Source organism: Kutzneria chonburiensis (genome assembly GCF_028622115.1).
GTDB classification, from domain to species: Bacteria; Actinomycetota; Actinomycetes; order Mycobacteriales; family Pseudonocardiaceae; genus Kutzneria; species Kutzneria chonburiensis.
Genome location: NZ_CP097263.1, coordinates 131,069 through 144,649 on the forward strand (window position 1 = coordinate 131,069; position 13,581 = coordinate 144,649).

General features: G+C 70.7%; 11 protein-coding genes and 1 riboswitch. Of the genes, 4 read left to right on the forward strand and 7 right to left on the reverse strand.

Going from position 1 to position 13,581, the window contains the following annotated elements:
* Positions 1 to 31 precede the first annotated feature (31 nt).
* The 3 genes from M3Q35_RS00685 to M3Q35_RS00695 are packed head-to-tail and all read right to left on the reverse strand — an operon-like array spanning position 32 to position 4,695.
* Positions 32 to 3,382: a P-loop domain-containing protein gene (locus M3Q35_RS00685; RefSeq protein WP_273939581.1), complete on the reverse strand. Its 3,351-nt coding sequence runs from the start codon at positions 3,380 to 3,382 to the stop codon at positions 32 to 34.
* Positions 3,375 to 3,773 carry a hypothetical protein gene (locus M3Q35_RS00690; RefSeq protein WP_273939582.1) on the reverse strand — a complete coding sequence of 133 codons (399 nt, stop codon included), beginning with the start codon at positions 3,771 to 3,773 and terminating at the stop codon, positions 3,375 to 3,377. The genes M3Q35_RS00685 and M3Q35_RS00690 overlap by 8 nt, the downstream gene beginning before the upstream one ends.
* 40 nt (positions 3,774 to 3,813) lie before the next feature.
* Positions 3,814 to 4,695, reverse strand: a complete 882-nt coding sequence (locus tag M3Q35_RS00695) for a TIGR01777 family oxidoreductase (RefSeq protein ID WP_273939584.1) — start codon at positions 4,693 to 4,695, stop codon at positions 3,814 to 3,816.
* A 73-nt stretch (positions 4,696 to 4,768) separates the two neighbouring features.
* Positions 4,769 to 4,975: riboswitch (cobalamin riboswitch) on the forward strand.
* A 107-nt stretch (positions 4,976 to 5,082) separates the two neighbouring features.
* Between M3Q35_RS00695 and metE the strand changes: the two genes are divergently transcribed.
* Complete coding sequence (gene metE, locus M3Q35_RS00700; RefSeq protein ID WP_273939587.1) at positions 5,083 to 7,350, forward strand: 5-methyltetrahydropteroyltriglutamate--homocysteine S-methyltransferase; 2,268 nt, start codon at positions 5,083 to 5,085, stop codon at positions 7,348 to 7,350.
* 114 nt (positions 7,351 to 7,464) lie between these two features.
* Positions 7,465 to 8,340 (forward strand): methylenetetrahydrofolate reductase, encoded by an 876-nt coding sequence (locus M3Q35_RS00705; RefSeq protein ID WP_273939588.1) that lies wholly within the window; start codon positions 7,465 to 7,467, stop codon positions 8,338 to 8,340.
* A gap of 38 nt (positions 8,341 to 8,378) precedes the next feature.
* Here M3Q35_RS00705 and M3Q35_RS00710 read toward each other — a convergent pair whose 3' ends face one another.
* From M3Q35_RS00710 to M3Q35_RS00720, 3 genes are all read right to left on the reverse strand, one after another.
* Positions 8,379 to 9,239: a sigma-70 family RNA polymerase sigma factor gene (locus M3Q35_RS00710; RefSeq protein WP_273939589.1), complete on the reverse strand. Its 861-nt coding sequence runs from the start codon at positions 9,237 to 9,239 to the stop codon at positions 8,379 to 8,381.
* A gap of 109 nt (positions 9,240 to 9,348) precedes the next feature.
* Positions 9,349 to 9,699 carry a cupin domain-containing protein gene (locus M3Q35_RS00715; protein WP_273939591.1) on the reverse strand — a complete coding sequence of 117 codons (351 nt, stop codon included), beginning with the start codon at positions 9,697 to 9,699 and terminating at the stop codon, positions 9,349 to 9,351.
* Positions 9,696 to 10,121: a cupin domain-containing protein gene (locus M3Q35_RS00720; RefSeq protein ID WP_273939593.1), complete on the reverse strand. Its 426-nt coding sequence runs from the start codon at positions 10,119 to 10,121 to the stop codon at positions 9,696 to 9,698. The genes M3Q35_RS00715 and M3Q35_RS00720 overlap by 4 nt, the downstream gene beginning before the upstream one ends.
* Before the next feature lie 120 nt (positions 10,122 to 10,241).
* On the opposite strand from M3Q35_RS00720, the gene M3Q35_RS00725 reads away from it, so the two are divergent.
* Positions 10,242 to 11,570, forward strand: coding sequence for an NAD(P)/FAD-dependent oxidoreductase (locus tag M3Q35_RS00725; RefSeq protein ID WP_273939595.1), 1,329 nt, complete (start codon positions 10,242 to 10,244; stop codon positions 11,568 to 11,570).
* Between the two features lie 29 nt (positions 11,571 to 11,599).
* A complete protein-coding gene (locus tag M3Q35_RS00730) occupies positions 11,600 to 12,352 on the forward strand; it encodes an SDR family oxidoreductase (RefSeq protein WP_273939597.1) in 753 nt (250 codons plus the stop codon).
* Positions 12,353 to 12,438: 86 nt separating this feature from the next.
* Here M3Q35_RS00730 and M3Q35_RS00735 read toward each other — a convergent pair whose 3' ends face one another.
* Positions 12,439 to 13,563 carry a DUF3500 domain-containing protein gene (locus tag M3Q35_RS00735; protein WP_273939599.1) on the reverse strand — a complete coding sequence of 375 codons (1,125 nt, stop codon included), beginning with the start codon at positions 13,561 to 13,563 and terminating at the stop codon, positions 12,439 to 12,441.
* Positions 13,564 to 13,581 lie beyond the last annotated feature (18 nt).

Consider the following 13,581-nt stretch of genomic DNA (forward strand, 5'->3'; position numbering starts at 1 on the left):
CGGCCATGTCGTAGAGGTCCACTACCGCCCGTCACACCTCAGCTGACCGGCCGTACACGCGATCCAGCTCCCCGAAGATCTCCGCCAGCGCATCCGGCGCCGTCTTCACCACGTCCGGCACCGCCAGACGCCAGTCCGTCAGCGTCAACGCCTCGGCCACCAGCCCCAACTTCAGCAACGCCTCGCCACGACGCCGCTGATCGCTGATCGTCCGAGCAACCTCCTCGGCCCGCTCGAGGTCGCCGGCGGCCGCCACCGCCTTGACGACGTCCACCAGCGCACTGGGGTCGTCAACCATGTGACTGAGCTCCACCGCCGCCTCGACCTGTCCGGCGAGGGCGGTCGCGTGCGCCACCTTCGCCAAGGCGCGGTGCCGGGTGTCCGGCTCACGAAGGGAATCGACGACCTGCATGGCCGCGTCGAGATGGCCCGACCGTGCGAAGGCCCACGCCATCGCCGGCCACGCGTCGCGAGCCATGCGATTCCGCCTCCTGGGCACGATTTCGAGGGCGCGATCGAACTGCCCGGCCAGCGCCAGCACGCCGGCCAGCGCCGTCCGGACATCGGGCCGGTCCAGCGAATCGGCGATCCGCTCGACCAGTTCGACCGCGCGACCACCGCTGTCGTTCTCGGCCGCCGCGATGGCCAAGGTCGCCAGCAGCTCCGAGCGGAGGTCGTCACGGGGCATGGCCCTGGCCACCTGCTCGGCGCGGTCCACCGCGCCGACCGAGACCAGCATCCGGACCAGGCCGTTCACCGTGTTCCACGGCAGGCCCGGGTTGTCGGCGTAGCCGGCGGCGCGGCCGAGCACGTCGAGGGCCGACGACAGCTGGCCGGCCTCGGCCAGCCGAGCCGCGACCGTGGTCAGACCATCGATGATCAGCCGGTCCTGGCGCACGGCGATGGACAAACCGCGTTCGAGATCCCCGCCCAGCGCCACCGCGACACCGAGTTCGTGCGCCGCGGTGAACGACAGCCCATGGGTGTCCACCCGTCCGATCACCTCGGCCGCATGGGTGTGGTCGCCGGCCATGGCCAGTGCTTCCGCGATTCGAGCCGAGGCCTCAAGGCGGCCGCGGACGCCGGCCGACTCGCCGTGGACCCGCTGTTCGGCCCGGGTGACGAACGCGATGGCTTGGTCGCGGTGGCCGCCATCGAGCAGTGTCATCGCGATGCGGGCCAGCGCTTTCGTCGAGTGCCGCTGATCGAGAATGCCGTCGGCGGCGGCCGCCGCCGCGCGGGTGTCGCCGATTCGGGCGAACCCGTCGGCAATCGAGACCAGCACGTCGTCATCGTCATCGGGCGGGGCCGGCAGAGTTCGCCGGGCCAGGTCGAGCAGCTCCGCCGCCCGGCCCCTGTGCCCGTTCGCCACCGTGACCAGTGCGGCGGCCCGTTCGACGGGATCACCGACCGTCCGCGCGGTCGTCTCCGCCTCGTCGAGCTCGCCGACCGCGACCAAGGCCTCGGCCAGGAAACGCCGCGACGCCGCGTCCGTGGCTTGCGCGGCCAGTTTCCGTGCCCAACGCAGCAGGTCGTGTGCCTTATCCGTGGCACCGCCGCCGACCAGTTCGGTGATCAGCGCGGCCAACGGCTGCATCCGATGGCGTGGATTCCACGCCATATGCGCGGTAATGGCGTCTCGGACCCGTTCGACCGCGTCGTCGCCCAGCGTCGGGGCCAGCGCGATCAGCGCATCGACCTCGTACTCCGGGGCGGTGATGGCGCCGAACAGTGCTTCGGCCCGGTCGTAGGCGCCCACGGCGGCCAGCGCGATGGCCACCTTGGACATGGCCTCGTCCCGTTCCTCGACCGGGTTGATGTCGGTGACCAGCGCCTCGGCCCGATCCGGTTCGCGGGCCTTCACCAGGGCCACGGCCACGGCCGACAACGCCTCGGCCCGCTCCTCGTAGTCGGTGGCGGTCCTGGCGATTCGTTCGGCACGGTCCAGCAGTTCCATGGCCCGGTCGCGAATGCCGGCAGCGAGCATCGCCTTGGCCACCTGAGCGAGCGCCGCCGCCTGCTCGTCCGGCGCGGCCATGGAGTCGGCGATGGCTTCGGCGCGGTCGTAGTTGCGCAGGGCGGCCCACGCGGCAGCCAGTTCCACCGGGACGTCGGCGTGGCGTTCGGTGAGGTGGTCGCGGTGGATGGCCAGCCGGGTCAACGCCACCAGGTCGGGATTTTCCTTGGCGGCCAAGGTTTCCATGGCCGAGCGGAGCTCGGCCAGTGCAGCGGTGTCGCCGCCGGTGAGGGAGAGCAGGCGGTCCTGGCGGTGGGTGTCGGTGGCGCACGACAACAGCTCGGGGATGTTGTCGGTGGCGATCAACATGCGGAAGTAGCCGCGTAGCAGGTATTCCGGAGTGTCGGCGGGCCACTGGCGGTCACGGTAGCCGTGCGCCCAGGTGTGGAGGCGATCCCGGTAACCGGCGAGACGTACGGGGCCGAGCATGTCCAAGGCGGTGAGCTGGAGTTCCTCGTGCGCCAGCAGGTAAGCGGAAGGGGCCTCGGTGGAGTAGTACGGGTCGCGGATGGCGAAGCTGCGGCCGGCGATGGTCTGGAGCTGGCCGTCGATCTCCCACAAGAGCTGACCGGTGAGCGACACGAGATCGGCGGCGGAAAGGCCGCCGCCGGCGGCGGTGACGAGACCGAGAAGATCACGGGAATCGGGGTTCAGGAGCAGGCGTTTGAGGTCCTTCTCCATCTCGACGCGCAACGCCTGGGCCCGGGGCGAAGGGGTCAACTCCCGAATGATCGAGGGGTCGCGAAGCGGGTGGTGCGCAGGGACATCGCCGGGGACGGGCGGATTGGGACGGCCGGCGACGAGGACGTGCATGCCGGGAGGAGGGGAGAGGGGGAGGAGGGCGGCGATGCTGTGCTCGTCGACGCCGCGGTCCTCGTCGAGACCGTCGACCAGGAGCACGAAATGCTCGCCGCGCGAAGAACACGCGGCGGCGGCGCGGCTCAGGTGGTCGAGGAGGTGGGCCTCGCGGGTGGACTCGGTGAGGAAGGCGGGCATGGACTCGCCGAGCAGGGCCAGCAGCTGTTCGAGCACGTTCTCGACGAAGGCGTTGCGGTCGTTCTGGGCGGCCAGCCGCGCGGTGATGAAGAACGAGACGATCCGCACGCCGGGCGGGGGATGCAGCACGAACCACGACATGAGGGCGGACTTGCCGGACCAGGCCTTGGCCCGCCACCAGGCGTAGCCGGTGGACGAGGTGCAGAAGGCGGCGAGTTCCGCCAGCTCGGCGGCGCGGTCGGTGAGGGCCGGCGGGGCGATGCGCTCGACCTGCCGGTGGTACTGGGTCCGGACCAGCGCGGACGGCGCCAGGTACTGGATGTTGATCGCGTTGGCGCCGGTGGAGACGATGCCGGAGTTGTCAGCCATTTCGCTGGATGTTGATCGCCCCGTCCCCGGACGAGACGATGCCGGTGTTGTCGCCGCCGATGGAGATGCCCCGCTCGGTGGCGCTGCTGGCCAGCATCTCGGACAGCTCGGCGGCCAGGGCATCGTCCTCGCGCAGCAGCTTCTTGATCTGCGCCCGCAGCGCGGCCTGGAAATCGGGGTCGTCGACGGCGGCGGCCAGGTCGGTGACGGCGGCCTTGATCGGCTCCTTGGCCTTGGCCCGGCTGAAGATCCGGGCCAGCAGCCGCTGGCCGAGCTTGACCGACTCGGTCGCGGCGGTGTCGGACGCCTTGGTCAGCGCGGACTCGCCCCACTTGGCGACGGCGGCGGTCGCCAGCGGGCCGATCTGGGTGATGAGGGCGTCGATGTCCACCGGCAGAGCCTGGCACGCCGACGGCGCGAGCGGGCCCGGATTACCCGAATGCACCAGCGAGGGCGTCACCGACCGTGGCATGACGGAACGAGAAGCCGTGCCGCAGCAGGGCATCGGGCACGGCCCGCTGACCGGTCAGCGCCCCGGCGTCGGCCAGCTCGCCGGCGAACGCCCGCAGCAGCCAGGCCGGATACACCCACGGCGTCGGCCGGCGCAGCAGCTCCCCGACGGCCCGGACCATCTCGGCATTGGTCACGGGTGTGGGCCCGGACAGATTGAGCGGCCCGCGAATCTCGTTGTGCTCCAAGGCGAACTGGATGGCGGCGACCTCGTCGTGCAGGGAGATCCACGACAGGTACTGCTGCCCGGAGCCCATCCGCCCGCCGAAGCCCCACGCGACCATCGGCCGCAGCTGCCCGAGCAGCCCGCCCCGAGGCGACAGCACGATCCCGGTCCGCAGCGACACCACCCGCGCGTCACCGGCGGCGGCGACGGCCGCCTCGCGGTCACGGTCCATCTCGGCCAGAAAACCACGGCCGGCCGGCTCCGACTCGGTGATCACGCGGTCGCCGGTGTCGCCGTAGTAGGCGACCGAGGAGCTGTTGAGCAGCGCGGGAATGCCATGGGCGGCAACGGCTTCGGCCAGCACGCGGGTCGGAACGACGCGGCTGTCCAGCAGCTCCTGCTTGAACGCCGGCGTCCACCGCTTCTCGGTGGTGTCGACCGCGCAGAGGTTGATCACGGCATCGGCGCCGTCCAGCGCCCCGTCGGCGATGGTGCCGGCGTCGGGATCCCACGACCGCTCGTCGGCGGCCGCGGCCGGCCGCCGGACCAGCCGCAGCACCTCGTGCCCGGCGGCCCGCAGGACCGGCGTCAGCGCCGTCCCGATCACGCCGGACGCACCGGCCACCGCTACCCGCATCGAAGCCTCCTCGTGAGTTAACGGTGTTAACCCTAGCGGTCCACGGGGTGGACCGCCCACCAGGGGGACCGGCTACAGTGGCCGGGCAGCTGGTTCGGCCGTCCCACCCGGGGCGGTCGTCGCAAGAGGGAATCCGGTGCGAATCCGGGACTGCCCCGCAGCGGTGAGTGGGAACGACCGCCGTCACACGCACTGAGCCGACAGGCTTGGGAAGCGACGGCCAGTAGGCACGAGCACGACGCCCGCGAGTCCGAAGACCTGCCCGCTGTGCGCCCCGCGACCGTGGGGCGCAGGCCGAGACCTCGCGGGCGGGTCGGTGTCGAGCCTCGACAAGGGGCTGGTCGCGGCGTGTCCGCGGGTCCACGTGGACTCGCGAAGGAGAGCCCCGTGACCTCAAGCAGCACTCTGCACGGATATCCGCGGCAGGGCCCGGACCGGCAGTTGAAGAAGGCGATCGAGGCCTACTGGGCCGGCCGTGTCGACGCCGACGCGCTGCTCGGCGCGGCCCGTGAGCTGCGGCTGAACAACCTGGCCGAGCTGCGCGCCGCCGGCATCGACGAGATCCCGAGCAACTACTTCTCGCTCTACGACCACGTCCTCGACACGGCCTGGCTGCTTGGCGCGATCCCGCGGCGGCACATCGACGCCGTGCCGGACGTGTCGACCGAGAAGGGCCGCCTCGACCGCTACTTCGCGATGGCCCGTGGCACCGCCGACGCGCCGCCGCTGGAGATGACCAAGTGGTTCGACACCAACTACCACTACCTGGTCCCGGAACTGGGCCCGGACACCACATTCAGCCTGGACGCCAGCAAGCCGCTCGAGGAGTTCACCGAGGCGCTTGAGCAGGGCGTGGTGACGCGACCGGTGCTGGTCGGCCCGGTGACATTCCTGTTGCTGGCCAAGAACCTCGACGGTGACTTCCCGCCGCTCGACCTGCTGGACAAGATCGTTCCACTGTACGTCGACCTGCTGCGGCAGCTGCGCGAAGCCGGCGCGGACTGGGTGCAGCTGGACGAGCCGGCCCTGGTCGCCGACCAGCCGTCCGACGTGCTGGACAAGGTCGCCGAGACGTACGAAACCCTTGCCGCGGCAACGAATCGCCCGAAGATCCTGGTCGCCTCCTACTTCGACGGCCTCGGCGACGCCCTGCCGGTGCTGGCCAGGACGCCGGTCGAGGGCCTGGCCATGGACTTCACCGCGGGGGACAACCTCAAGGGGCTGGCCGCGATCGGCGGCATCCAGGACAAACGCCTGGTCGCCGGCGTGGTCAACGGCCGCAACATCTGGGCCGCGAACCTGTCCGAAGCCCTTGGCGTCCTGGGCACGCTGCTCGGCCTGGCCGCTTCCGTCGACGTGGCGGCGTCGAGCTCGCTGCTGCACGTGCCCTACGACGTCACCCTCGAGACGGACCTGGACCCGGAGATCGCCGGCTGGCTGTCGTTCGCGCGGCAGAAGGTGCAGGAGATCGTCACGCTGCGCCGTGGCCTGACCGAGGGTCGCGCGGCCATCGGAACTGTCTTGCACGTCAACGAAACCCGGCTGGCGTCGAGGGCGTCCTCGCCGATCGTCAAGGTGCCGGCCGTCCGCGAGCGGGTCATCCCCGATGTCCGTCGCAGCGCTTACGACCAACGCGCGAAGGCCCAGCGGGAGCAGCTCACGCTTCCGCAGCTGCCGACCACCACGATCGGCTCGTTCCCGCAGACGGCCGAGCTGCGCAAGGCCCGGGCCGCGCTCCGTAATGGCCAACTCGACCAAGACGCTTACCGGGCGGCGATGCGGGCCGAGATCCGCGCGGTGATCGCCGAGCAGGAGCGGATCGGGCTGGACGTGCTGGTGCACGGCGAGCCCGAGCGCAACGACATGGTCCAGTACTTCGGCGAGCAGCTGGCCGGATTCCTGGCCACGCAACAGGGTTGGGTCCAGTCCTACGGCACCCGCTACGTCCGCCCGCCGATCATCGTCGGCGACGTGTTCCGCCCGGCCCCGATGACCGTCGAATGGGCGACCTACGCGCAAAGCCTGACCGACAAGCCGGTCAAGGGCATGCTGACCGGCCCGGTGACCATGCTGGCCTGGTCGTTCGTCCGCGACGACCAGCCGGCGGGCGACACCGCCCGGCAGGTCGCGCTGGCCCTGCGTGACGAGGTGGTCGACCTGGAATCCGCTGGTGTCAAGGTGATCCAGGTCGACGAGCCGGCGCTGCGGGAGACGCTGCCGCTGCGGGCCGCGGACCGGGCCGCGTACCTGGAATGGGCCGTGACCGCCTTCCGCCTGGCCACTTCCGGCGTCCGCGACGAGACGCAGATCCACACGCACATGTGCTACGCCGAGTTCGGCGACGTGCTGGAGGCGATCATCGACATGGACGCCGACGTGATCAGCCTGGAGGCGGCCCGGTCGAACATGGCGATCGTCGCCGACCTGGCCGCCGCCGGCTATCCCAACGAGGCCGGCCCGGGCGTGTGGGACATCCACTCGCCGCGCGTCCCGTCGGTCGAGGAGATCGCCGGTCACCTGGTCAAGGCGATGGCGGCGTTCCCGGCCGAGCGCCTGTGGGTGAACCCGGACTGCGGGCTGAAGACCCGCGGCTACCCCGAAGTGAAGGCCACGCTGGAGAACCTGGTCGAAGCCACCGGGCAGCTGCGGGCGTGACCGCACGGTTGTGGGCGGCGCAAGCCGCCCACAACCCGTCCTTGAGCACGGCCGGATAGGGTCCGTTGACGAGGCCCGCCACGAGAATGGAGCAGACACGCGGTGGAAGCACACGTGCTGGACCGTCTGCAGGGGCCGAGACCGGTGTTCTCGGTCGAGTTCTTCCCGCCCCGCGACGCGGCCGACGAGCACAAGCTGTGGCTGGCGATCCGGCAGCTGGAGGGGCTGGAGCCGGCGTTCATGTCGGTGACCTACGGCGCCGGCGGGTCGAGCCGCGACCGCACGATCCGCACCACGGGACGTGTGGTGCAGGAGACGTCGCTGTTGCCGATGGCCCACCTGACGGCCGTGGATCACTCGGTCGCCGAGTTGCGCAACGTGATCGGCTGGTACGCGGCGGTCGGCGTGCGCAACGTGCTGGCGGTGCGGGGCGACCCGCCCGGCGACCCCAACGGCGAGTGGGTCAAGCACCCGCAGGGGTTGACCTACGCCGAGGAGCTGGTCTCGCTGGTGCGCGAGCTCGGCGATTTCTGCGTCGGCGTGTCCGCCTTCCCGTACGGGCATCCGCGGTCGGCCGACCTGGACACCGACACCGAGTACCTGGTGCGGAAGTTCCGGGCCGGCGCGGACTTCGCCATCGCCCAGCTGTTCTTCGAGGCCGAGGACTTCCTGCGGCTGCGTGACCGGATGGCCGCCCGCGGCTGCGACGCCCCGCTGCTGCCGGGCATTCTGCCGCTGACCACCGTTCGTACGCTGCTCAAGACGGTCGAGCTGTCCGGGGCGCCGGTGCCGCCGGCCTTGGCGCGGCGGCTGGACCCGCTGGTCGACGACCCGAAGGCGTTCCGGGCCGAGGGCATCGACATCGTGACCGAGCTGTCCCAGCGCCTGATCGACGAAGGCGTGCCGGGCGTGCACTTCTACACGTTCAACATGTCCAAGGCCACCACCGAAGTGGTGGCCCGCCTCGGGTTGTCGCCGGTCCGCGTGTGAGCTGGACGGCGGCCGTGCGGCCGCCGTCCACTGTGGACCTACACCGCGGTCAGCTTCTGCGGGTTGATCACCCACATCACCTGGTCGATGTGGGTCGCGCCGTCCACGGCGACCACACCGACCGTCTCACCGGCCTTCTTGAGCACCATGCCCGGCGCGCCGTTGAGCACGGCGAGCTCCATCTCCAGTCCGTCCCAGAAGTCGCTGGAACCCCAGGCGCGCACCAACTTCGCCACCGCGACGGCCCCGGTGACCACGTACTTGGTCGCGCGGGCCACGCCGCCGCCGTCGGAGTAGCTGACCACGTCCTCGGCGAACAGCTCCTCCAGCGCGCTCAGGTCACCGGCCTGCGCCGCCTGCACGAACGCGGTCAGCAGCCGCCGCTGCTCGGACGGGTCGACCGGGGCCTTGCGCTCGGCCGCGAGATGCTTCCGAGCCCGGCTCACGTACTGTCGCGCGGTCACCTCGGTCGTCTGCACGATCTCGGCGATCTGCTCGTAGGGATAGTCGAACGCCTCCCGCAGCACATAGGCCGCCCGCTCGTTCGGCGTGAGCTTTTCCAGCAGCAGCAACACACCCAGCTCCAGCGCCGCCGCACGCTCGGCCCCCAGCTGCGGGTCGGCCGAGGTGTCGACCGGCTCCGGCAGCCACGGCCCGACGTAGCTCTCCCGCCGCGCGTAGGCCGACTGGGTGGCGTTGATGGCCAGCCGGGTGGTCGTGGTGGCCAGGTAGGCCGCCGGGTTCTCGACCACCGACCGGTCGCAGGTCTGCCAGCGGATCCAGACGTCCTGCACCAGGTCCTCGGCATCGACCGCGCTGCCCAGCATCCGGTAGGCGATGCCGAACAGCCGCGGCCGCACCTGCGCGAAGACCTCGGTGGCGTCGTCCAGGGTCTCCATGGATGCTGATCCCTTTCGCCGGGGCGCACGGCAGAGCCGGGCGGCGTGCTGCCTCTCGCAGCGTACGCCAGCCCGGCCGCCTTCCCCGTCCCGACGGATCAGTCGGGCTTCATCCGTTGGACTGAACGCCAACGGAAACCGCGTTGGTGAAAAGGAAAACCGCGTCGGTCACGGCCTCGACCCGGTGCCGCCGGTCGGGCAGCGCGAGCAGGTCGCCCGGCACCGCCTCCCAGCTGTCCCGCCCCGCGACCAGCCGGACCCGGCCCTGCAACACGAACACCGTGGTGTCGCCGCCGTGCTCGTGTTCGTGCAGGTGCTCGCCGGCCAGCAGCGCCATCACCGTCTGACGCAAGGAATGCTCGTGACCGCCGTGCACGGTCCGGGCGCTGCGGTTCTGCGGGCAGTTGCGCGCGGTGTCCAGCTGGCCCTGGGCCACCGCGGTCAGCGACGTCTTGGTCATGCCCGTCGGTCCTTGCGCTGCTCGAGCTCCTCGGCGCTGACCGGGATCATCATCGGCTGACCCGGCACGCAGAACATCGTCACCACGAACTGCGACTCCGCGTCGGCCAGGTTGTTGCCGTCCTGGTAGTGGATGACGTCGCCGCCCGGCTCCCAGAACGTCTCGCCCGCCTTGACCACGCGGGCCGGCTCGCCCTCCAGCTCGAAGACGATCTCGCCCTTGAGCACGTAGCCGTAGGCCGGGCCGGAGTGCCGGTGCGGCGGCGCGCCCGGGCTGCCCGGCGGCAGCGTGACGTGGATGGTCATGGCCTCGGCGTGGTCGTCGATCTGCGGCACGCCGGTGACCGTCGAGAGCAGGTCGATCTGCGGCGGTGGCCCGTCGGCGTACGGGTTGGGCAGGTAGTGGTCATGCTGGGTGCTCAAGGCAGCCTCCTGGTCGGCGACGCTGTGCACCAGCTAGGACCGGACACGACCACGATCTGTGACAGCTGAGTCGCCGATCACACCCTGTCACTTTTGACCGGCCTGTCTTGTCCACCTGATATGAAGCGGATTCTGATCGTCGGCGGCGGCTACGCCGGCTTCTACGCCGCCCGTGGGCTGGAGAAGCGGCTGCGGGCGGGGGAGGCGTCGGTGACGGTCGTCGATCCGCGGCCGTATCTGACCTACCAGCCGTTCCTGCCGGAGGTGCTGGCCGGCTCGATCGAGGCGCGGCACGCGGCCGTGTCGATGCGCTCGCATCTGCGGCGCACCAAGGTGATCGCCGGCCGGGTGCGGAAGATCGACCACGCCGGCCGGACCGTCGTCGTGCAGCCGCCGGACGGGGCCGAGTTTTCGTTGGACTACGACGTGATCGTGGTGACCGCCGGCGCGGTGACCCGGCGGCTCCCGGTGCCGGGCATCGCCGAGCAGGCGATCGGGTTGAAGCACGTCGAGGAGGCCGTGGCCATCCGCGACCAACTGCTGACCTCGTTCGACCGCGCGGCCGTCCTGCCGCCCGGCCCTGAGCGGAGCAAGCTGCTCACGGTGGTCTTCGTCGGCGGCGGCTTCTCCGGTGTCGAGGGCTTCGGCGAGCTGCTGTCCCTGGCATCGGCGCTGCTCAAGCGGTATCCGGAGATCTCGGCCTCGGAGCCGCGGTTCCACCTGGTCGAGGGTTCCGGGCGGATCCTGCCCGAGGTGTCGGCCAAGGCCGGGGGCTGGGTCGTGCGCTCACTTGAACGCCGCGGTTCAGTTGTGCACCTGAACTGCACCGTACAGTCCGCGGTCGGCGGCGAGGTCGTGCTGACCGACGGAAGCACGGTCGACGCCGGCCTGATCGTGTGGACCGCCGGCAACGACGCCAACCCTGTGGTCAGGACGCACACCGACCTGCCGATCACCGCGCGCGGCCTGATCATCGTGCGGCCCGACCTGCGGGTCGGCACCGAGACCGACATCGTGCCGGACGCATGGGCCGCCGGTGACGACGCCGCCGTGCCGGACCTGGCCGTGCCCGGCACATACACCGTGCCCAACGCCCAGCACGCGTTCCGGCAGGGCAAACTGCTGGCCCGCAACATCGCCGCCGCGCTACGAAAGCGGCCCCTGGTTGCGTACGTGCACCACAGCCTCGGCTCGGTGGCCACGCTCGGCCTCGGGCGCGGCATATTCCAGTACAAGAAGATCACCATCAAGGGGCCGCCGGCCTGGCTGATGCACCGCGGTTACCACGTGCTGGCCGTGCCGACCTGGGAACGCAAGATCCGGGTGCTCGCGGTGTGGCTGACCGCGGCCGTCTTCGGCCGCGACATCGTCTCGCTGGCCGCCGTGGAGCATCCACGGGAGGCTTTCCTCCGGGACGGTGTCACAAACCGAGCCTCTGTCCTGTCCTAGCTGGTGAGCCAACGAGGAAGGGAACACAGATGAAGATCGTGGTCATCGGGGGCACCGGGCTGATCGGCTCGAACGCCGTGGCGAAGCTGCGGGCGGAGGGCCACGAGGTGGTGCCGGCCGCGCCGAGCACCGGCGTGAACACCCTCACCGGCGAGGGCCTCAAGGAGGTGCTCCAGGGCGCGGACGTGCTGGTCGACGTGTCCAACTCGCCGTCGTTCGCCGACGACGACGTGATGAGCTTCTTCACCACGTCCACCACCAATCTGCTGGCCGCCGCCGAGGAGGCCGGCGTCGGGCACTACGTGGCGCTGTCGATCATCGGCATCGACCGGATGCCCGACATCGGCTACTACCGGGCCAAGGTCGCGCAGGAGGGGCTGATCCGGGCCGCCGGGCTGCCGCACACGATCATCCGGGCCACCCAGTTCTTCGAGTTCGCCGGCGGCATCGCCGACACCTGCACCGTGGATGGCGCCGTCCGGCTGCCGGCGGCGAAGGCGCAGCCGATGGCCGCCGCCGACGTCTCCACCGCCGTCGCGCGCACCGCCGCCGGCGACCCGTTCAACGGCATCTTCGAGATCGCCGGGCCGGAGGCATTCGGCCTGGACGAGTGGATCCGCACCGTGCTCGACGCGCGGCAGGACACCCGTCAGGTGATCACCGACCCGACCGCCCAGTTCTTCGGCGGCGTCCCCGGGCAGACCGCCCTGCTGCCCGGTCCCGACGTCCGCCTGGCGCAGACCCGGCTCGCCGCCTGGCTCACGGCGGAAGGCGAGAAGTGACCTGCGCCGGCACGGCTTGAGCCGTGCGAAGACCCGTGCGGGTGGCGTCCCTCCATGCGCCACCCGCACGGCCTTCCCTGCACTGCTCAGCGGTGGTACCTGGCGATGTGCTGGGCCAGCACGTCGTCGCCGAAGTCGTTGAGCGGGTCCCGCCAGACGGTGTGCACGTGGTTGGCGTCGCGCTGCGTGTTGTCGTACTCGGCCAGCAGGCGCGGGCCCTGGAGCCGGTAGTAGTGCGGCTTGCCCGGTTCCGTCGAGCCCGCCCAGGCGAAGCTCACGTCCTTGATCGCGTCACCCGCGAACTTCGCCGCCTCCCGCTCGGCCAGCTCGTCCGGGGCGCGGCCGAGGAACGTCATGAGTACCGCTCGTAGCTGCTCCCGTTGCTGTGGCGACATTTCCGCCGCGTTGACGCCCTTCGGCTTCGCCGTCAGGCTCAGCTGATCGTGGTGCTCCTCGGTGATGCCGATGTGTTGATCGGCCTGACGTTGGAACTCCGCCACCGCGTTGTTCAGCTTCGGGTCGTCGAACCGCCCGCGCCACACCTCGGCCAGCGCCAGCGCCTTGTCGCCTTCGCCGACGCGCGGCCGGTTCCCCGTCACGATGTCCGTCGGCGCCACCGCACTGATCACCGCTTTCGCGGTCTGCTCATCGTCCAGGCTCCTGACCAGCTCCCGGGCCAGGTCTTCCAGCGCCCCCAGTGGCCGCAGCAGATGCCCGCCCAGCAACGGTGACGCCGCCGGGTCCGCCCCGAGAAACGTCGGCGTGCTTCCCTGAACTGTCCCGTTCAGTACAACATGCTGCACCGACACGTGATGGCCGCCGAACCGCCACGACCAGGGGCCTTCCATCGTCGGCTCCCCGAACACCCTCAGGTAGTACAGCTGCGGGTCCCGGCCCCTTTCCCGCTCCCAGTCCACCTGCCAGCCTTCCAGCTGGTCCAGGACGTTCTCCAGGCCCAGGATCGTCGACACCGTCACGAAGCCCGGCCTCGACAGCCCCGCCGCCACCAGCTTCATCGCCCGTTGTTGCTGCCGCTGCGCCATTCTCGCCAGCGGCAGACCCCCGTGATCCGTCGGCGTGTAGTACCACCGGTGGCGTTCCTCCTCCGCTGGCCAGGCCCACTGCGCCGCTTCGCGCTGCTCTTCGTCCAGGCTGTCCAGCCAGGCCTGCGCCGCTGCCACCATGCGCTCAGCCGGATCACGGTCCGTCACACCTTCGAACCTACGACT

Excerpts from the sequence above, each read along its gene's own strand:
- M3Q35_RS00695 (WP_273939584.1), bottom strand. The coding sequence starts at position 4,695 with ATGCGGGTAGCGGTGGCCGGTGCGTCCGGCGTGATCGGGACGGCGCTG.
- M3Q35_RS00725 (WP_273939595.1), top strand. The coding sequence starts at position 10,242 with ATGAAGCGGATTCTGATCGTCGGCGGCGGCTACGCCGGCTTCTACGCC.
- M3Q35_RS00710 (WP_273939589.1), bottom strand. The coding sequence starts at position 9,239 with ATGGAGACCCTGGACGACGCCACCGAGGTCTTCGCGCAGGTGCGGCCG.
- M3Q35_RS00730 (WP_273939597.1), top strand. The coding sequence starts at position 11,600 with ATGAAGATCGTGGTCATCGGGGGCACCGGGCTGATCGGCTCGAACGCC.
- M3Q35_RS00685 (WP_273939581.1), bottom strand. The coding sequence starts at position 3,382 with ATGGCTGACAACTCCGGCATCGTCTCCACCGGCGCCAACGCGATCAAC.
- M3Q35_RS00715 (WP_273939591.1), bottom strand. The coding sequence starts at position 9,699 with ATGACCAAGACGTCGCTGACCGCGGTGGCCCAGGGCCAGCTGGACACC.